The following is an 18,239-nucleotide window of genomic DNA, read 5'->3' on the forward strand; positions in this document are numbered from 1 at the left end:
GGGCCCGGCGCTAGGGGTCAGCCAGCGCGAGATGGCGGGGCTTCACTCGCCCGTGTGAGGGGGCCCGCCCCTTCCGACGTGGTAACCTTCACCTCGATGCGGCGCGCCCCGTTCATGCTCCTCTTGCTCTCGAGCGCCGCGCTCGTCGCTTGCGGCGAAGACGGCGAAGATCTCCCCGAGCCGGAGCTCGTTCGGGCGGACTTGTTCGCGGCCATCGAGCCCGCGATCGGCACGGCGGGTGTGGGCTTCGCGGTCGGCTCGACCTACCCGGGGCCGGCCGTCCCGTTCGCGATGATCCATCCGAGCCAGGACACCCGCACCGAGAGCGGCGCGGCGAGCTTCTATCACTGCTCGGGTTATTACGCCGACGACGCCTTCATCCGCGCGTTCTCGCTGCTTCACTTCGAGGGCACCGGTGTGCCCGACTACGGGACCTTTGGCATCTTGCCCACTTCGGGCATGACCGACGCCAAGCGTTCGGAGGCCGGCCACATGATCGGCTTCGACAAAGCGAGCGAGGTGATGAAACCGGGCTACTACGCTGTGACGCTCAGCGACGGCATCCGGGTCGAGCTCACCTCCAGCCGACGGGCCGCGATTTTCCGCTTCACGTTCGCGGAAGGGCAAGATCCCGTCTTGCTCCTCGACCTCGATCACCGACTCGAGGGCGAGATCACCGCCGCCGACGTCAGCCTGGACGCGGCCGCGAAGGGATTCAGCGCCCACGTGCGTCACATTGGCAACATGACCGGCTCGGCCGGCGGCTACGATCTGTTTGCGCGAGGTGTACTCGACGTTCAGCCCGAGGCAGTCGGGACCTTCGATGGCGCGGGTCTGCACGCCGGACAGACCGCAGCGAATGGCACACCCCTCGGCGCATGGCTCGGGTTCCCCAAGGGTACGACCCGCGTGAACCTGCGCATCGCAGTCAGCTTCGTCGACGCAGTTGGAGCGGCCGGCAACCTCGCGGCCGAGGCGCCGAGCTTCGACTTCGATGGCATGCGAGCCGCATCCGAGGCCGAGTGGAGGACTGTCACCGATCGCCTCGAGCTGTGGGGGGCCAGCGATTACGACACCAAGATCATGGGTACCGCGCTCTATCACGCGAACCTGATGCCCACGTTGATGAGTGACAGCGACGGGCGCCACGTGAACGTCTCGGGCGGGATCGCCGCGGGCTCACGCCGCCGTTACAACGATTTTTCCCTGTGGGACACCTATCGCACGCTGCACCCCTGGTTGCTCTTGGGCGAGGACGAGCACAACGCCGACTTCGCCGCGTCGCTGGCGGACATGGCAAAAGAGGGCGGCGCGGTGCCGGTCTGGGGCATCGCCCACGGCGACTCGCGCACGATGATCGGCTCGCCGGGCGAGATCGTACTGAGTGAGTCGGCGCTGAAGGGGGTGAGCTTCGACGACGAGCAGAGCGCCTACGAGCTTGCTCGCGTGAGCGCGTTCGGGCCCGCGCCGGGTCCCGTCGGCGGGCGCGACGCGGACGTCACCGCTTACATCGACAAGGGGTACGTGCCCTCGGACGTCACGAACGGCTCGGTGGCCAAGACCCAGGAGTACGCCGTTGCCGACGCAGCGCTAGCGCTCTGGGCCGAGAAGCTCGGGCGCGGCGACGACGCGAGCACCCTCGGCAAACGCGGTCGCAGCTATGCCGCGCTCTACGACTCGGGCAGCGGCTTCTTCCGCGGCAAGAAGAGCGACGGCAGCTGGGCACCGTTCGGTGATCCGGGGGCGATGGACAAGATGTTCGTGGAGGGCAACGCCTGGCACTACCTGTGGATGGCGCCTCACGATCCCGAGGGTTTGGCCGAGAGCCTGGGCGGGGAGCAGCAAGCCCTCGAGCGGCTGCGAGAGTTCTTCGCTCTGAGTGAGGAAGACACCCCCATCGTCGGTGTTCGCACCCACTACTGGGCCAGCAACGAGCCCGACATCGGCGCGCCGTGGCTGTTCGCGGCCTGGGGCTCACCGGGGGAGAGCTACCGCTGGGTGGACTGGGCCGTGACGACGCTCTACGGCGACGGCGTCGATGGCCTTCCCGGCAACGACGACGGCGGAACGATGAGCGCATGGCTGCTGTTCGCAGGCACAGGGCTGTATCCACTGCCGGGCACGGATCGCTACATCGTGTCCATGCCGCGCTACCCGAAGGTGGTGCTGCACCGAGCGAGCGGGGATCTCACGTTCCTGGTGTCGCCTGCCCCGAAGCTCGGGATGAAACCGAAACGAGTGACCTTGGACGGCGCACCGCTCGCGGGGCGCACGCTGACCCACGCGGAGCTCAGCGGGACCCACGAGCTCCGCTTCACGCTCGTCAACGAGTGACGACCGCCTCCACCGATGGTGCCTGAAGACCACAGACCGTCCCGGGTCGTCCACCACGGCGACGGAGTGGCGTGGCTTGCCGCGAGCGCGCTACCGGAAACGCACGCCGTCGTCACTTCGATGCCGGACTCGTCGGAGCTGTCGAGCCTCGCGTTCCCTGCCTGGCAGGCCTGGTTCGTCGACACCGCCGCCCTCGCGATGCGACAGATCGCGGAGCGCTCGGTCGCAATCTTCTTTCAGACCGACGTCAAGCGCGACGGGCGCTGGATTGACAAAGGGTACTTGGTCGCAAAGGGTGCCGAGCAGGCCGGCGCGGAGCTCTTGTGGCACAAGGTCGTCTGCCGCGCACCGGCCGGCACTTCGACCTTCGGGCGCCCCGCGTACGCCCACCTCTCGTGCTTTTCCCGTGGGCTCCGCCTGGATCCAGCCGAGTCGTTTGCCGACGTGCTGCCGCGCCTGGGTCACATGCCCTGGCCGCGCGCGATGGGCGTCGAGGCCTGCTCGGCGGTGTGTCGATTTCTGCTGAAGAGCACCGCGTGTACGACGGTGGTCGATCCGTTCTGCGGCATCGGCACGTTGCTCGCGGTGGCCAACGCTCACGGCCTCGATGCGATCGGCGTGGAGCGCTCGGGCAAACGAGCGAGCCGCGCCCGCACTCTCGAGCTCCCCCTGACTTGACGCTCAGGCCGCTCGTTTGCTGGGCGGCGGATTCGACGCGCGAGGGCGAGCCTGCGAGGGTTCGTTCTGCGTCGCAACGAGCGCGCGCTCCCGGGCTCGAACGAACTCGACCCGGAGCTTGGTGGTGGAGAGGAGCGCGAGCCAGGGGGTCTTTTCGGCGGGGAGACGGGGATTCATCGACATGCCTCTGACAGGGACAGGAGCACAGGCCGTGCCAGCACCGCTTCTCCACGATTCCAGGGGGTTGTCCACGCGAGGGGCCGTCAGTCCGTGCATTTGTCGCCACACCACCGTGTCGCCGCGATCATGGGACTGTTACCTCGCTGACCCTGGCGCCATGCTCGGGGCATGAGGGTGTTCATCACAGGTGCAAGCCGCGGGATCGGACTCGAGCTCGCCCGACAGGTCGCGGCGCGCGGAGATCACGTCGTGGCAGCGGCCCGCAAGCCGGCAGGCGCTGTCGGCCTGTCAGAGCTCGCGAGCTCCCTCCCCGACCGAGTGCAGGTCGTCGAGCTCGATGTCGCGAGCGATGCCAGCGCCGCGCGGCTGAAGGACTCGGTGACCGGTCCGCTGGACGTGTTGATCAACAACGCGGGCGTCGTCGGCAAATCCGGCCCCCTCGACGAGCTCGATTTCGACGACCTGCTCACCACCTACAGCACGGACGCCCTGGGCCCACTCCGGGTCACGCGGGCGTTGCTTCCGCTGCTCTCGGCCGGCAGCACCAAGAAGATCGTGAACATCTCGACGGGCATGGCGTCGATCTCGGACAACGGCAGCGGCGGCGCCTGGGGTTACCGCATGGCCAAGGCCGCGCTGAACATGGCCACCAAGAACCTCGCGCTCATGCTCCGCTCGGAAGCGATCGTTTGCATCGCGGTCAACCCGGGCTGGGTCAAGACCGACATGGGCGGCCGCGGAGCGAACATGCCAGTCGAGGAGTCCGCCAAGCGCATCCTCGGCATCGTGGCTTCGATCGGCATCGGCGACACCGGCCGCTTCTTGAACTACGACGGCGAGACATTTCCCTGGTGAGACGACAGCGGCGCTTGCGCCAGCGCGCCTGGGAGGGGAGACTGAGGGTCGTAGAAATGCCGCGGCTTGGCCTCTTCGCCGGTGTGTGTTTGGCGTTCAGCGCCTTCGGAGTGTTTGCTTGCGGAGGTGATGACGGCCAGGGCCCACCTGGTGTCGGCGGCGGCGGCGGGAAGGGCGGCAGCGGTGGAGCGGTCGAGGCACCAAAGACCGCGTTCGTGACCTCCGTCGAGTACACAGCAGACTTCGGCGCGGTCGCCAAGGCGGACGCGGCCTGTCAGACGCAGGCTGGCGCAGGCCAGTTGAAAGGAACGTACCGCGCCTGGCTCAGCGACTCGACCTCGTCGCCGGGATCCCGCTTCACGCACCCGAGCTCGAACTACATCACCGTCCCCGGTACGGTGCTCGCAAGCGGCTGGGAAGGGCTGACCTCGGGCACACTGCAAGCCCGACTCAACAACGACGAATTCGGCGACGAGGTGGATGTCGCACCCGAGGCATGGACCGGCACGCTGGCGGACGGTTCCGCATCCGGTGACGACTGCAACGATTGGACGGGGTCCGGTCAGGCCACCATCGGTCTCTTGGATGCCTACGGCGCCAAGTGGACCCAGGCGCCGAGCTTGGATGCATGCACCGGCTTTCACCACCTGTACTGCTTCGAGCAGTGACGGGGCGTCGGGCTGTGGGAAAAGCAGAGCCGCCGCTCACTCGCTTCAGATCGGCACGCCGAACGCGCGTCCCACGAGCGCCGCCGCCATCGCGGCCGCGAGCGGAACCGCGAAGTTGTCGTCGAGCTTGACGCTGACGACTTCGGCGACGGCACCCGCGACGCCCGCTGCTGCTGCAACGGTCAGCAGCAGCGGCCACGCAGCGGCGCCATGCCACAAACTCAGCACGCTGAACGCGGCAAGTGTCCCCACGAGCGCGAAGGCCACTGTCCCCTCCAGCGTGCGTCCACCCCGGAGCGGTCGCCGTCCCCAGCGTCGCCCCACGAGCCCCGCCGCGGGATCACCGAGCCCGAGCACCGCGAGCGCCACCGCAGAAGCGTAAGGCGGGCTCACCAGCGCGAGGATGAAGAGCGCCGTACCGTACCAAATTACGCTATTCACGTGGTAATGTTCGTGGGGGTGACAAATGAGCGCGAAGAATCGCACGCGCATCAGGCGATCGTTCCAGCGTTTGCTGATGGCGCGACCGGTCTCCAAGAACCAACACCAACCGGCAAACGCACCCGTGGCCCAGAGTGTTCCGTTCTTGGTGAGGATCACCTCGAGCAAGAGCAGCGCGCCGAGTGCCGACCCGACGTGAAACGTGATGCGGGCCCAGTTGGTGGGCCTCAGCGTCGGGGCGCGAACCGAACGGTGCCGGAGCTCGCCGGCGAGCCGCTCGTAGGCGGCCATCAGGTGCGGCCGGAGCGAGAGCCAGTAACCCGGTGACGCCTGGCTCGAGTCGACGCTCCCGTCCATCAACTCGCGCAGCGTGGCCAGGGGTTCGCTGATGGGGCTCGGTGTGGGGGTCTCGCTCGACAGCGCTTCGACGCTGGCGCCAATCCGCGTCCAGCGTTCACTCACGCTGCCGGTAACCGCGGGCGTAAGGCGCGCAGGGTCGGTCTCGCGCAAGAGAGCAAACAGCTCGCTCGCGAGGTTCCCCGTCTGTGACAGCGTGGCTGAGTTCATCGGCCCGAGCCTTCCCCCTAGCCGATCTTTTCACGCGGGGCGAGCATCCGGCGAACGGCGAGCTCGCGCGCCGACCCGCGGTTGCCCGACCGCCAAGCGCAGGTTGGCGGCAGCGCGCGAAGTTCCACGGAAATCCCTGGAACGATCGCTGGCACGTGGCGTGCAGCCGTTGGGAGCATGCGCCTGCTTCAACTCGTGGGAGTCTTGCTCTCGACGGCTCTGCTCGCCACCGCGTGCGGGGGTGACGACGGCGGAGCTGACTCCACTCCCAGCTCTGGCGGCACGGGTGGCAAGGCGGACGCGGGTCAAAGCGGCGGCAGCGGCGGCGGGACCAGCGGGGGCGCCGGAGGGAACCCGAGCGGCGGGGCCGCAGGTGCGGCGGGTCAGGCGGGCGCCGCGGGTCAGGCGGGCGCGCCGACCACCGACGCAGGTGCCGACGCTGCGACACCAAGCTGCAAGTGTTTGCTGGGGGAAGGACCGTACTGCGCCGCTCGCGCGGCAGCCGAGGCAAAAAAAGCGGGGTGCACCATCGCGGCCCTCGCCGGCCACGCCACTGATCTCCTGAAGTGCGAGAACGACACGTGGTCGGTGCTGGAGAACTGCAAGGGCAGCTGCAAATACTCCGCGGGGTCGAGCAAGCTCGACGATCAGTGTGAGTTGCCCGTGTGTGACTGCTTCGTGCAAGTGGCCTGGTGCGGGTCCGGCGCGGCCAAAGAAGCCGCGAAGATGGGCTGCAAGATCCCGCTCCTGCCGGCGCACAACGGCGACATCTTGTATTGCCCGGGCGGAAAGTGGTCGGTGAAACAGGACTGCCCGCTCGGGTGTGTCGAGGCACCTTCGGGCACGCCGGACTCGTGCAAGAGCTCCAGCAACTACAAACTCCCGTTCGACTGCAACACCACCCGCACTTGCAGCAACGGGAACCACACGAACACCCACACCGGCAAGGACGAGTACGCTTTCGACTTCCCGATGCCCATTGGCACGACGGTGCGTGCCATGCGCGCCGGCAAGGTGCTGAATGTCCGGAACCCCTCGCCGCCCGGCAGCTCTTGTTACAACAGTGGCGCCCCGAGCTGCGCGAATTACGCCAATACCGTGGAGGTGCTGCACTCCGACGGCACGGTCGGCCTCTACATGCACCTCTCGAAGAGCTCGGTGACCAAGGGGCAAACAGTCGCCCAAGGAGACGCACTCGGGAAGTCCGGCAACAGCGGCTGGTCCACCGGCGCACACCTGCACGTGCAGGTCCAGCAGAACTGCGGCATCTGGTGGTGTCAGTCCCTGCCCTTCAAGTTCGTCGAGGACTCGACCATCTCCGCAGGCACCACGGTGAAGAGTCAGAACTGTCCCTGACCATCACCCAGCCGCGCCCCGCGCCCCGCGCCTCGGGCGCCGTTCGACGTGTCTCACGGAGCGGAAGTCGCGCCTGCCACCCGCGCGAGGTGCACGCCGAACAACCCCTCGTCGTCGAAGAAGCTGCGCTCGCGCACGAACCCGGCCGTGCTCAACAGCCGTTCGATGTGGGCGTCACTGTACTTGTGGCTCGACTCGGTGTGGATGCGCTCACCCCGGGCGAAGCTGAACCAGGCGTCGAGCTCGGCAACCCTGACCCGCTGCGGCCGCAGGCTCTCGAGGTAACTCTCGACCCGCGACAGCTCTTCGTTCCAGAGCGCGACGTGACGGAAGGCGTCCAGCTCAAACTCCCCACCAAGCTCGCGATTGATGCGCGCGAGGATGTTTTTGTTGAAAGCCGCAGTCACCCCGCTCGCATCATCGTAGGCCGGCAGCAGGCGTTCCGGGCTCTTCTTGCGGTCGGCCCCGAGAAGGAACGCGTCGCCGGGTGCCAGCGACCCGCGGACCGAAGAGAGCAGCGCCTGGGCCTCGGCATCCTCGAAATTGCCGATCGAGCTGCCGATGAAGAGCACCAGTCGCCGCGCCGGGATTTGCGCCAGGCGACGGATGGCCTCGGCGTGGTGAGTCGCGATGGGCCGCACCTCGACGCCGGGCTCCTCCCGCTTGATACGTGTCGCGGCGACGTCGAGGGCCGCCAGCGACACGTCGATGGGAACGTACAGGCACCGACCCTGGCGTTCGACTGCGGCGCGGAGCAAGATCTGCGACTTGGTGGCCGTACCGGCGCCGAGCTCGACGACGTTGAGCCGCGGCGCGCTGCCAGCGGCCTGCGCGACGATCTCCTCCCCGTATTGCTCGAACAGCGCGCGTTCGGTCCGGGTCAAATAGTACTCGGGCAGCTCGGTGATCAGCTCGAACAGCTTCGACCCCTCCTCGTCGTAGAACAACCACGCGGGTAGCGTCTTGTCAGCGCTGCCGAGACCCGCGCGCACGACGTCGGCCACGCTGTGACGCACTTTGAGTTCAGGCAGCGCCCGAGCGGCAGAGGAGTGGCTGATCATGAAATTCTCCCATCTCGGGCCAGTCGGATCCCGGTCATTTGAAAGCGCGTGTTGGCGGGCCAGAAGTTGCGGTAGCTGGTGCGAGAGTGGCCGGGCGGAGTGAACAGAGAGCTGCCGCGCAGGACCGTCTGTCCCACCATGAACTTTCCGTTGTACTCGCCGAGTGCACCGGGCGCGGCGCGGTATCCCGGATAGGCGGCGTAGGCCGACGCCGTCCACTGCCAGGCCGCACCGAACAGCTGGGTCAACTCCGCTTGCCCAAGAGGACTCGGGCGCAGCCGTTTGTCGACCGGCAGCGCGGGCTGGGCGCGGCACTGTGACGCCGCCGCCTCCCACTCCGCCTCTGTCGGCAACCGAGCGTCGAGAAAGCGCGCGATGGCGTCGGCCTCGTAGTAGCTCACGTGTACGAGGGGCTCCGCTGCGGAGCGCTCGTGCTCGCCGTCGAGGCCGAACTGGATGAATGCCCCGGCGTCGAAGCGTCCGAAGAGTGGAGCCTCGATGCCGTGGGCGCGGATGAAGTCCCAGCCCTCGGACAACCACAAGGACGCAGTTCGGTATCCGCCCGCATGCACGAATTCGGACAGCTCCGCGACACAAACGAGACGCGAGGACAGCGAGAACGCCTCGAGCCACGCCTTGTGCCGCGGCCCCTCGTTGTCGAAAGCGAAACCCGCATCGCTCACGGCTCCCAGCTCGAACAGCCCGCCATCGAAGGGCACAAACGTGAGCGGCACGGGCTCCGCCCCGACCTGCGGCGCCGCCGGCTGATACGCCGGCCGAAGCGGGTTCTGGGCAAACGCGTGCTGAATGTCCGTCAGGAGCAGCTCTTGATGCTGCTCTTCGTGGTTGAGCCCCAGCTCGACGACGGGACGAGTCACCTCGAAGTCGTCCTCCGAGAGCGACTGCAGCAGCTCGACGACACGACCGTCTACGAGGTGGCGGTAGGCCGTCACTTCGCTCGCGTCGGGCCGGGAGAGCAGGCCGCGCTGCGGCCGAGGGTGGCGCGGCCCCACTGCTTCGTAATACGAGTTGAAGAGCAGACTGAAGCGCGGGTCGTAAGCCGGAACGCCACGGGGCTCGAGCACGAAGGTCTCGAAGAACCAGGTGGTGTGCGCCCGATGCCATTTGGTGGGGCTGGCGTCCGGCATGGACTGAAGGACCTGATCCTCGGGCCTGAGCGGCGCGGCGAGTCTCTCTGTCCTGGACCGTACCTGACGAAATCGATCGATGAGCGCGTCACGTCGTTGGCGCAACGTGGCCTCCTTCCCCCGCGGGAGGCCAATCTATCGGGCCGTTTCGACGGATCGCAACCCTGCGCGGGGATCTTTTGCCACCGCCCGGGCTAGCAGCGCCGAGAAGTGTACCGATCTTGGTGGCTTGTGGGCCGTGCGCGCCGCACCGCGGTCAGCGATTTCCGCGAGCCGTCAGCGCATGCGCGCCGTCGTCACCCACTCGTCCCACTTGCTCGCCCAGCCGTCGTAGTGGACCAGGTACTTGTCACCTTTCACCGCGAGCACTGTGCAAGGCCAGTACTTGCCGCCCCACAGCACGCTGACCTTGCTTCCCACTCCGTACGCGGACTTTGCCTTCGTCGGTTCCGCGCCTGCGTCCGGTTTGACGAGCGGCTTGTCCTCGGAGGTCGGCGCGACCTTCGCAGTCTGAGCGCCGGCGGTCTTCGGAGTGCGCGCACTCGAGCCTCCGGTGTTCGACGCGGGCAACGGCGCGGCGGCGAGCTCCGGCGAGGGTGTGAATTCTGGCGTCGGCCGGGACGAGTCGACGTAGTATCCGGTGAAGCCTGTCTCGGTCAGCCAACCGCCGAGCATGGGCCGCCAGCTCGTCTCTTCGAGCCCCGTGTTCCTGAGCGAGCCCTCCACCGCCAAGCTGGCGACCTTCGAGCACGAGTGCTCGCCCGGCGCCAAGCTCGCTGCCTCGGTCAGCTGTTTGCATGTGGCGAACACCTTCTCGTATTTTCCGAGCAGGCGCTTGGCTCGCATTTCCGGCGTGCAAGCGAGGCCCGCCACCGCCATCGCGACCAACGTCACTGCAACCGAGAGCCGTTTCATTCCACGATCCTTCGACCCAGCAGCGTCGCCCCGCCCCCCCCGCAGGGTCAAGCCGCCCGCCCCCGGTGTAAGCCACGAGCCCCACCCCTCGTTCAGGCAAGGCCACCTCAGTCGGAGGAGATTTCCATGCGAGCTGCCGGATTTCGCTCGAAGCTGCCAAAATCGTTGCTTGCCTTGCTGCTCGGCCTCACCGCGGCGGCCGCCCCGGCCTGCCACAAGACGAACGGCGGCGACACGCTGGCCAAGGTCATTGCTCACCACTCACGCAAGACGCTGACCGCCTTCGATTCTGACGCGGATCTGTCCAGGTTCCTGAAGGATATGGCCAAGGCGCAGGCCCGCTCCGGCCCCTCGGATGACAGCGATGGCTCCCCACAGCCGGGGGCCCAGGCCGAAGCGCCGGCCCAGGCAGCCCCCCCCTCCCCTGCCCCGACGACGGAGAGCGCCTCGGCCTCCAAGAGCAGCGACGAGTCGGTGACCAACACCCAGCATGCCGGCGTCGACGAGGGCGGGATCGTCAAACTGCACGGCAACCACCTGGTCGTGCTCCGACGCGGGCGCCTGTTCACCGTCTCGGTCGGCGGCGGTGAGCTCGCACCCATCTCGGCGGTCAATGCCTTCGGACCCGACATCGATCCGAGCGGCACCTGGTACGACGAGATGCTGGTGGGCGACAACAGCGTGGTGGTCGTCGGTTACAGCTATTCGCGAGGCGGCACCGAACTCGGGCTCTTCGACCTCGATGGCGCCGGTAAGCTAGCGTACCGCGCCACGTACCACCTGCGCTCCAACGACTACTACTCGAGTCGCAACTACGCGAGCCGTCTGATCGGCGACAAACTCATCTTCTACACTCCGCTCTATCTATCGGTCGGAGATGACAATCCGTTTCAGTCGTTTCCGGCCCTGCGCAAGTGGCGCAAGGGCGCCAAAGACACCGATTTCCGGCGCATCGTCTCGGCGACCCGGGTGTATCGCCCGATCCAGAAGAGCAGCTCGCTGACCCTGCACACGGTGACGGTGTGTGACCTCGCGAAGCGGGAGCTCGCGTGCGAAGCGACGGCAGTGCTCGGTCCGGCCGGCCGAGTGTTCTACGTCTCGCCCGGCTCGGTCTACGTCTGGGCCTCCGACTACGAACAGGTGGGGGATCGCTCTCTGCCCCGGGCCGTCGTGTATCGCATGCCGCTCGACGGCTCGGGCCCCTCTGCCCTCGAAGCCTCGGGCAGCCCGGTCGATCAGTTCTCGTTCCTGGAAGATCCCGAAGGTTACTTGAACGTGCTCGTGCGGGCAGACGCCGCCGGAGACGGCATGTGGAACGCAGAGGTCACCGGGGGTGACGTGGCCCTGATGCGGGTGCGACTCGAGAGTTTCTCGGACGGCGCCGACAAAGTGCCGGCCTCGCGCTACCGTTCGCTGCCCAAACCCAAGGGGTACACCTTCCAGAACCGCTTCGTCGGCAAGTACCTGCTGTACGGCACCGGCAGCGGCTGGGGTGAGCCGGAGAGCGTCGAGCGCGGCGGCCTCGTCGCGTACCGTTACGACGGCAGCGCCGCACCCGCCAGGCTGCCGCTCTCGCACGGCGTCGATCGCATCGAAGCGCTGGGAGTCGATGCAGTAGTGATCGGCACCGACGGCAAGGATCTCCACTTTTCACCCATCGCCCTCGGGCAGCGACCCAGTGTCGCGAAGCGCTACACCCGCAAGGATGCCTCGCAAGGAGAGCTGCGAAGTCACGGGTTCTTCTACAAACCGCTGGACGAAAAGTCCGGCATGCTGGGTCTGCCGGTAGCGGAGGCTGGGCGGCCTGGTTACGAGCACCTGACCCAGGGTTCGGCCTCGGTGTTGTTCTTGCGCAACGATCTGCTGCGCTTCACCGAGCTCGGCACGCTCGGCGCGCGTCCCGAACAGAGCGCCGACGACGGCTGTCGCGCCTCGTGTGTCGATTGGTACGGCAACGCCCGCCCGCTGTTTCTCCGCGGCCGAGTGTTCGCGCTGCTCGGCTACGAGTTGGTCGAGGGCGACGTGGGCGACGGCCGCATCCGGGAAAAACGCCGCGTCAGCTTCGCGCCCAGCCTGCCAAAGATCGCCCGCTGACCTCAGCGGCTGAGGTGGGCGTAGGGCTCGAGGGTGCGCAAGCGTGGGTCGTCGACCCGACCACCCAACGTGAAATGATAGAGCGCTTGCATGCCGCCCCCGCGCAAGCCGAGGATCTCGTGCACGGCGTCGTCGAAGAAACAGCCGATCCCGGTAGCGCCAATCCCCAGGGCTTCCGCCTCCAGGTAGAGCACCTGCCCGATGGCACCCGCCTCCCAGTGGAGCCGCTCGTAGAGCCACGCGCCGTGGACCTCGAGACCGGGCTCGACCTCCGCGAGCATGGCAACGGCGAACACACCGTCCGAGGCGATATCCTGGTGACAGCTGACGAGCTTCGCTGCCTGCCGCACGTCCCCTGGCACCAGAAGGTGCAGTCCCAGGGCGGGCGAGACCTCCGCGCGCTCCCAGAGCAGGCCCTCCCGAAATATCGCCCTCGCACGGGAGGCCGCGCCCGGCGCCCGCTCGAGCAAGTACAGCCCCGGATCGAGGTCTGAGACACGGTGTACGAAGCAGAGCAGATGGACGCGCGGGGCGAAGGGCAGCGCCGCGAACGGCAGATGTCCAGGGCTAGGGAGGGTGGCGAGCAAGATGCGCTCGAACGAGTCCTTGCCGATGCTCGTCGTCCCATCCATCTCCACTGCGCTACGGCGTTGATGGATGAGCCTGCGCGCTGGCCCGGAGCGCGGCGTCAGCTCGAACGGCTGCGTCACCGAGTGCGGCGTGAAGTACGAGTCTCTGGGAGACTGCCTGCGCTCCGTCGCGTGCGCTACTTCGTCGATCACCTCCCAGTGTTCGTGGTCCGGACTGAGCGGGGCGGGACTGCCGAGCCAGGTCACCGAACCGAGAACGTCCAGCGCGCGGTTCGAAGGTCGAAAGCGCGAGCAGAGCGGCTCGGGCTCGACCCGCGAGAGCAAAAGCAGTGCGTCAGGGCGTTCGGCCTCGGGTCCAACTTGTTCGCCGGTCCCGAGCACCGCGGCGAGCTCGTCGTGAGTCAGCGCGTCGAGCAGGCGACAATGCCAGCCGAGAGCGGCAGCCGCGTAGCTCACCGCCGCAAGCGCGTGGCCGAGGTCGTGGTGACAGTAACGAAAGGCGCGTTCACCGTACTTCCAGGCCTCGCGCCAGTGAATCGACGTCAGCCCGACGAGCAGCGCCTCGGGCGGGAGCCCCTCGAACAACGCCGGCGCGACCTCTTCGATGTGCGCCCGCACCTCGAGCAGGTGATCATGCGGACGGTAGTGGTAGACCGCCGCGAAGTCCGAAAGCCCGGGGATCGACCGCGCAACCAGGTAACCCTCGGTGGGATGCAAGTTCCCGCTGGAAGGGTTGACCCGCAGAGGCCAGCGGGTTTCGCCGTGCTCTTTCCACGCCGAGAGCGCCAACGAGTCACGAAACAGTTGCCCGATCGAGAGCGCGTCGAACTCCGCTGCAGGCGGCAGGCAGCCTGCGGAGAGCTCGTCCAGGGGAGGGCCGCCATCCGTGCTGCCGAGCGGCAACACGAGCTCCGGCGCCCCGGCAAAACGGCGGAAGGGATCGGGCTGGGTGGCCCAGTCCATGTACCCGAGCGAGCGCGCGAAGCGCCCCGGACGATGCTTCGTACGCTCGTGGTAGGCGACAGCGACACCGAGCCAGTCGACCGTGCCTCGTGCGCTCATGCCGCGCTTTTAGCACGAGCGCGCCGGGCAAACCTCAGAGTGGATATCGCTTTTCGTCTATGCCGACGACAAAGCTCTCCAGCTTCCCTGCGCGGCGCTCCTGCACGATCAGACGCCCGCGATCGTCGACGCTAACTAAATGACCGGTCGCGATTGTCGATCGCGGACGGCTGTTAGGAGTTGAAGTTGCCCCCCCACGCCCGTGCTCGGCTGCGCCTGCGCGCGGGCTTCCCCCCCAAATCGGCCGCTGCGCGCCTCAGGGGAAAACGTCGTGGGATGGATTGAAAAGTTGGGAACCATCGACGATGACGGGTTGCAAGACAACCAACATCGGAGGTTCCCGTGGGCATCTTACCGCGTTTGCCGCGACACGAACGACGACGTTGCTACACATCGGGCGCAGCAGTGGCGACCCCGCCACGGCCCTGCGATTTCAGGCCGTTTACAAGCTGCTCTGCGGTCAGCGCACCGTCGCGGTTGCTCGTGCGCTCGACCTTGCCGTTTCGACCGTCGTCAAGGCCGCGAATCGATTCTCCGAGCAGGGCATCTTCGGCCTCTACGACCAGCGCAAGAAACGGGGCGCCCAAGGTCGATGCTGACTTCCGCGACGAGCTCTGGCGGGTGCTCGAGCGCGTTCCCCTCGACTTCGGCTGGGAACGTCCCAGCTGGACCCGCGAGCTGCTCTGTCTCGAGTTGGGCGGCGCGGCTTCGGCCGCATTGCCGTTGCACCATGGGCCGCGCACTGCGCGCGATCGGGGCGCGGCTCGGCGCCCAAGCCCATCGTGCTCTGCCCTGGCGCAAGGCCAAGCGCGAGCACCGCCTTCGCGCGCTTCGGCGCCTGGCGGAGACCGCATCTGCCCGGCAGCCCGTCTTCTACTGCGATGAGGTCGACATCCACCTCAACCCGAAAATCGGCCGCGACTGGATGCTCCCCGGGGTCCAACGCCGGGTGGTCACGCCGGGCAAGAACCACAAGGCCTACATCGCCGGCGCTCTCGACGCCCGAACCGGCCAGCTCGTCTGGGTCGACGCCGAGAGCAAGGCGAGCTGGCTTTTCTGCAAGCTCCTCTGGCGCTTGGTGGAGCAGAACCCGCAAGCCCGCACCATCCACCTCATCGTCGACAACTACGTCATCCACAGCAGCAAGGTCACACGCGAGGTCCTCGCTCACTTCGCCGACAAGATCCAGCTACACTTCCTGCCTCCCCTACTGCCCGGACGCCAACCGCATCGAGCGCGTTTGGCTCGACCTCCACGCCAATGTCACCAGGAACCATCGCTGCGTCACACTTCCCGAGTTGATGCGCCATGTCCGACGCTTCCTCAATGACTTCAACCGTCGCCACACTCGCGGCCTCGCGCTGCGGCGGGCGGCCTGACGCAGCCGATCGCAAATCGCTACGCGAATTGCGATCGGTCATTTAGACCTGGACCGGGGTCACGAGCGCCGCGGCGCGCTTGGCCAACTGACGCGCGACTTCGATCGATTCACCCCGCGCCAGCGCCACACCCATGCGCCGCTTCTTGAACGACTCCGGCTTGCCGAACAGTCTGAGCTCCGTGCCTGGGATCGACAGAGCCTCCGCGATTCCGTCGAAGGCAATGCCCTTCGCGTCGACTGCGCCGTACACCACTGCGCTCGCGCCCGGAGTCCTCAGGCTGGTATCGACTGGCAACCCCAAGATCGCCCGGGCATGCAGCGCGAATTCACTCTGGTGTTGGCTGACGAGAGTGACGAGCCCGGTGTCGTGCGGCCGTGGGCTGACCTCCGAGAACCAGACCTCGTCGCCTTTGATGAACAGCTCCACGCCGAAGATCCCAGCGCCGCCGAGCTTTGTCGTGATCTCCTTGGCCATTGCCCGCGCCCTTTCCAGCGCGGACGGGCTCATCGGCTGCGGCTGCCAGGATTCGACGTAGTCACCGTCGACCTGCACGTGGCCGATGGGCTCACAGAAGGCGGTGCCCCCTGCGTGGCGCACGGTGAGGAGGGTGATCTCGAAATCGAACTTTACCTCTGTCTCGACGATCACCCGAGGCTGTTTCACCCGCCCAGCCTGCATCGCGTATTGCCACGCATCCGCCACTGAAGCGCGATCCTTGACCTTGCTCTGACCCTTGCCCGACGACGACATCACCGGCTTGACGAAACATGGCACGCCGATCCCCCCGTCGATGGCGGCCTCGAGCTCCGCCAAGGACGAGCAGAAGGCGTGCCGTGAGCTCGCGAGCCCACACTCCGAGGCCAGCCGCCGAATGCGTTCGCGGTTCATCGTGATGTGGGCGGCGGTGGCGGTCGGAATCACCCGTGCGATGCCCTCGGCCTCGAGCTGCACGAGGGTGTCGGTGGCGATCGCCTCAATTTCGGGCACGATGAGCTGAGGCCGCTCCGCGAGCACGAGCTCGCGCAGCAGCGTGCCGTCGGTCATGTCGATCACGTGGGCGCGGTGAGCAACCTGCTGCCCGGGCGCGTTCGCGTAGCGGTCGACGGCCACGACCTCTACGCCCAGACGCTGCAGCTCGATGATCACTTCCTTGCCGAGCTCGCCGGCGCCGAGAAACATGACCTTGGTCGCGGACGCTGAGAGGGGGGTGCCGATTCGCATGCTGTTCTCCGACGCAGGAAGCCCGACGCTGCCGACGCTGGACGCCGCTGGCAAGCCACGACTTCGCTGCTGGAAAATTCCCTGAGCTGGCCCACTGATGCACCCGTTCCGCGCAAGCGCGCGGAGTCGCGGCGTACCGCACGCCGAAGGTTGGCGCTGCAACGGTCAGCAGCGCGCCGCCGCCCGCAAGGATTTCGCACGTTCGTGACGGCTTTCAAAGCCTGACGCACCGCGCCTCGAAACGTCGGGCGCTTTGTGGCGTGCGATTGCCCCGACCCGTGGCAGTCTCCTGCCATGACGATCGACCTGTCCACGTTCGTCCGTCCGACCGAAGGCGGCGCGCCGCGTGTCTCGAGCATGGCCGCGGGCATCGTCGGCTCGGAGATCTTGAAGATCGCCGCCGACATTCGCGTGCTGGTCGCCAAGGGCGAGAAGATCTGCAACCTCACGGTTGGCGACTTCAACCCAAAGCAGTTCCCCATCCCGGAGCTGCTGCGCGACGGAATCATCGCCGCCTACAACGCCAACGAGACGAACTACCCGCCCTCCAACGGCATGCCGGAGCTCCGCGCGGCGGTGCGACGGTTCTATGCGCGGGACCTGGGACTCGAGGTCCCCCTCGACTCCATCCTCGTGTGCGGCGGAGCGCGTCCCATCATCTACGGTGTCTACCGAACGGTGGTCGATCCCGGAGACGTGGTGGTTTTTCCGCTGCCCAGCTGGAACAACAACCACTACGTGCAGATGACCGGCGCCAAGGGAGTGGCCGTGAAGTGTCAGGCCGAGACCCGATTCCTCCCAACTCGAGAGAGCATTCTTGCCAGCTTGCCGGAAGCGCGCCTGGTGTGTCTGAACTCGCCGCTCAACCCGACCGGTACGGCCATGAGCCGGGAGATGCTTGCGGGGATCAGCGAGGCCATCCTCAGCGAGAACCACGCCCGGGAGAAAGCTGGAAAACGTCCGGTATTTCTGATGTACGACCAGATCTACTGGATGCTCACGGCGGAAGGGACCACCCACTTCACGCCGCCGGGTGTCGCGCCGGAGATGGCCCGCTACACCATCTTCGTCGATGGCATCAGCAAAGCCTTCGCGGCGACCGGCGTGCGCGTCGGCTGGGCGGTGGGTCCCGTCGACGTCATCACGCGTATGAGCTCGATCTTGGGCCACATCGGCGCCTGGGCGCCCCGCGCCGAACAGCTCGCCACCGCGAAGTTGCTCGACGACGGCCCGGCCATCGCCGCGTACCTGGCCCAGATCAAGGGCGGCATCGTCAGCCGTCTCAGTGTGCTCCACGAGGGCTTCCAGGCACTCAAGGCGCAGGGGCTCCCGGTCGAGAGCCTGTCGCCCGAAGGGGCGATCTACCTGACCGTGCGCGTGGCGCCGTTCGGGAAAAAGACTCCGGATGGCGCGACGCTCTCCACCAACGAGGACGTGCGGCGCATGCTGCTCGATCGCGCGGGCGTCGGCGTCGTGCCGTTTCAGGCGTTTGGCTACCCAGGGGATGACGGCTGGTTCCGCTTGAGCGTCGGCGCGGTGTCGTTGCAGGAAATCAAGGACGCACTGCCACGCATTGGCGAGACACTTCGCGCTCTCACCTGAACGCGCCGCCGAGACCCGCGAGACGGCGCCCCGGCCAACGACCGGCACCGGTGTCGGCCCCTGCCCCACACTCACCCAGACATTT

General features: G+C 67.1%; 16 protein-coding genes. 8 read left to right on the forward strand and 8 right to left on the reverse strand.

The genetic code is table 11. The features are described 5' to 3' along the window. Positions 1–96 precede the first annotated feature (96 nt). Positions 97–2,334, forward strand: a complete 2,238-nt coding sequence (locus IPI67_27240) for a GH92 family glycosyl hydrolase (GenBank protein ID MBK7583876.1) — start codon at positions 97–99, stop codon at positions 2,332–2,334. A gap of 15 nt (positions 2,335–2,349) precedes the next feature. Further along, a complete protein-coding gene (locus tag IPI67_27245) occupies positions 2,350–3,012 on the forward strand; it encodes an SAM-dependent methyltransferase (protein ID MBK7583877.1) in 663 nt (220 codons plus the stop codon). Positions 3,013–3,015: 3 nt separating this feature from the next. Here the strand turns inward: IPI67_27245 and IPI67_27250 are convergent, their stop codons facing one another. Further along, positions 3,016–3,189, reverse strand: coding sequence for a hypothetical protein (locus IPI67_27250; GenBank protein ID MBK7583878.1), 174 nt, complete (start codon positions 3,187–3,189; stop codon positions 3,016–3,018). 171 nt (positions 3,190–3,360) lie between these two features. On the opposite strand from IPI67_27250, the gene IPI67_27255 reads away from it, so the two are divergent. Then, positions 3,361–4,047, forward strand: a complete 687-nt coding sequence (locus IPI67_27255; protein MBK7583879.1) for an SDR family oxidoreductase — start codon at positions 3,361–3,363, stop codon at positions 4,045–4,047. A gap of 56 nt (positions 4,048–4,103) precedes the next feature. Beyond that, positions 4,104–4,715 carry a hypothetical protein gene (locus IPI67_27260; protein ID MBK7583880.1) on the forward strand — a complete coding sequence of 204 codons (612 nt, stop codon included), beginning with the start codon at positions 4,104–4,106 and terminating at the stop codon, positions 4,713–4,715. Between the two features lie 45 nt (positions 4,716–4,760). On the opposite strand, the gene IPI67_27265 is transcribed toward IPI67_27260, so the two are convergent. Continuing rightward, positions 4,761–5,723, reverse strand: coding sequence for a hypothetical protein (locus IPI67_27265; GenBank protein MBK7583881.1), 963 nt, complete (start codon positions 5,721–5,723; stop codon positions 4,761–4,763). Positions 5,724–5,900: 177 nt separating this feature from the next. Here IPI67_27265 and IPI67_27270 point away from each other — a divergent pair, with 177 nt between their 5' ends. Then, on the forward strand, positions 5,901–7,079 hold the full coding sequence (locus IPI67_27270; GenBank protein MBK7583882.1) for a M23 family metallopeptidase: 1,179 nt from the start codon (positions 5,901–5,903) through the stop codon (positions 7,077–7,079). A gap of 53 nt (positions 7,080–7,132) precedes the next feature. Here IPI67_27270 and egtD read toward each other — a convergent pair whose 3' ends face one another. From egtD to IPI67_27285, 3 genes are all read right to left on the reverse strand, one after another. Next, positions 7,133–8,140 carry an L-histidine N(alpha)-methyltransferase gene (gene egtD, locus IPI67_27275; GenBank protein ID MBK7583883.1) on the reverse strand — a complete coding sequence of 336 codons (1,008 nt, stop codon included), beginning with the start codon at positions 8,138–8,140 and terminating at the stop codon, positions 7,133–7,135. Beyond that, positions 8,137–9,393 (reverse strand): ergothioneine biosynthesis protein EgtB, encoded by a 1,257-nt coding sequence (locus tag IPI67_27280; GenBank protein ID MBK7583884.1) that lies wholly within the window; start codon positions 9,391–9,393, stop codon positions 8,137–8,139. The genes egtD and IPI67_27280 overlap by 4 nt, the downstream gene beginning before the upstream one ends. A gap of 171 nt (positions 9,394–9,564) precedes the next feature. Further along, on the reverse strand, positions 9,565–10,203 hold the full coding sequence (locus IPI67_27285; GenBank protein ID MBK7583885.1) for a hypothetical protein: 639 nt from the start codon (positions 10,201–10,203) through the stop codon (positions 9,565–9,567). 126 nt (positions 10,204–10,329) lie between these two features. Between IPI67_27285 and IPI67_27290 the strand changes: the two genes are divergently transcribed. Then, positions 10,330–12,297: a beta-propeller domain-containing protein gene (locus IPI67_27290; GenBank protein MBK7583886.1), complete on the forward strand. Its 1,968-nt coding sequence runs from the start codon at positions 10,330–10,332 to the stop codon at positions 12,295–12,297. A 2-nt stretch (positions 12,298–12,299) separates the two neighbouring features. Here the strand turns inward: IPI67_27290 and IPI67_27295 are convergent, their stop codons facing one another. Further along, positions 12,300–13,949, reverse strand: coding sequence for a SagB/ThcOx family dehydrogenase (locus IPI67_27295; protein ID MBK7583887.1), 1,650 nt, complete (start codon positions 13,947–13,949; stop codon positions 12,300–12,302). Between the two features lie 386 nt (positions 13,950–14,335). Then, positions 14,336–14,536, reverse strand: coding sequence for a hypothetical protein (locus tag IPI67_27300; protein MBK7583888.1), 201 nt, complete (start codon positions 14,534–14,536; stop codon positions 14,336–14,338). A 143-nt stretch (positions 14,537–14,679) separates the two neighbouring features. On the opposite strand from IPI67_27300, the gene IPI67_27305 reads away from it, so the two are divergent. Next, positions 14,680–15,279 (forward strand): transposase, encoded by a 600-nt coding sequence (locus IPI67_27305; protein ID MBK7583889.1) that lies wholly within the window; start codon positions 14,680–14,682, stop codon positions 15,277–15,279. Between the two features lie 91 nt (positions 15,280–15,370). Here IPI67_27305 and purT read toward each other — a convergent pair whose 3' ends face one another. Next, complete coding sequence (gene purT, locus IPI67_27310) at positions 15,371–16,552, reverse strand: formate-dependent phosphoribosylglycinamide formyltransferase (GenBank protein MBK7583890.1); 1,182 nt, start codon at positions 16,550–16,552, stop codon at positions 15,371–15,373. Between the two features lie 294 nt (positions 16,553–16,846). Between purT and IPI67_27315 the strand changes: the two genes are divergently transcribed. Continuing rightward, positions 16,847–18,154, forward strand: coding sequence for an aminotransferase class I/II-fold pyridoxal phosphate-dependent enzyme (locus tag IPI67_27315; protein ID MBK7583891.1), 1,308 nt, complete (start codon positions 16,847–16,849; stop codon positions 18,152–18,154). Positions 18,155–18,239: the final 85 nt, after the last annotated feature.

It is taken from the genome of Myxococcales bacterium (genome assembly GCA_016706225.1).
Taxonomy (GTDB): Bacteria; Myxococcota_A; Polyangia; order Polyangiales; family Polyangiaceae; genus JADJKB01.

Bases quoted from the DNA above. Each gene is read 5' to 3' on its own strand.
- IPI67_27245 (MBK7583877.1), top strand. From the start codon at position 2,350: ATGGTGCCTGAAGACCACAGACCGTCCCGGGTCGTCCACCACGGCGAC.
- IPI67_27290 (MBK7583886.1), top strand. From the start codon at position 10,330: ATGCGAGCTGCCGGATTTCGCTCGAAGCTGCCAAAATCGTTGCTTGCC.
- IPI67_27295 (MBK7583887.1), bottom strand. From the start codon at position 13,949: ATGAGCGCACGAGGCACGGTCGACTGGCTCGGTGTCGCTGTCGCCTAC.
- IPI67_27270 (MBK7583882.1), top strand. From the start codon at position 5,901: ATGCGCCTGCTTCAACTCGTGGGAGTCTTGCTCTCGACGGCTCTGCTC.
- IPI67_27265 (MBK7583881.1), bottom strand. From the start codon at position 5,723: ATGAACTCAGCCACGCTGTCACAGACGGGGAACCTCGCGAGCGAGCTG.
- IPI67_27305 (MBK7583889.1), top strand. From the start codon at position 14,680: ATGGGCCGCGCACTGCGCGCGATCGGGGCGCGGCTCGGCGCCCAAGCC.
- IPI67_27250 (MBK7583878.1), bottom strand. From the start codon at position 3,189: ATGAATCCCCGTCTCCCCGCCGAAAAGACCCCCTGGCTCGCGCTCCTC.
- IPI67_27285 (MBK7583885.1), bottom strand. From the start codon at position 10,203: ATGAAACGGCTCTCGGTTGCAGTGACGTTGGTCGCGATGGCGGTGGCG.
- IPI67_27260 (MBK7583880.1), top strand. From the start codon at position 4,104: ATGCCGCGGCTTGGCCTCTTCGCCGGTGTGTGTTTGGCGTTCAGCGCC.
- purT (MBK7583890.1), bottom strand. From the start codon at position 16,552: ATGCGAATCGGCACCCCCCTCTCAGCGTCCGCGACCAAGGTCATGTTT.
- IPI67_27240 (MBK7583876.1), top strand. From the start codon at position 97: ATGCGGCGCGCCCCGTTCATGCTCCTCTTGCTCTCGAGCGCCGCGCTC.
- IPI67_27255 (MBK7583879.1), top strand. From the start codon at position 3,361: ATGAGGGTGTTCATCACAGGTGCAAGCCGCGGGATCGGACTCGAGCTC.
- egtD (MBK7583883.1), bottom strand. From the start codon at position 8,140: ATGATCAGCCACTCCTCTGCCGCTCGGGCGCTGCCTGAACTCAAAGTG.
- IPI67_27315 (MBK7583891.1), top strand. From the start codon at position 16,847: ATGACGATCGACCTGTCCACGTTCGTCCGTCCGACCGAAGGCGGCGCG.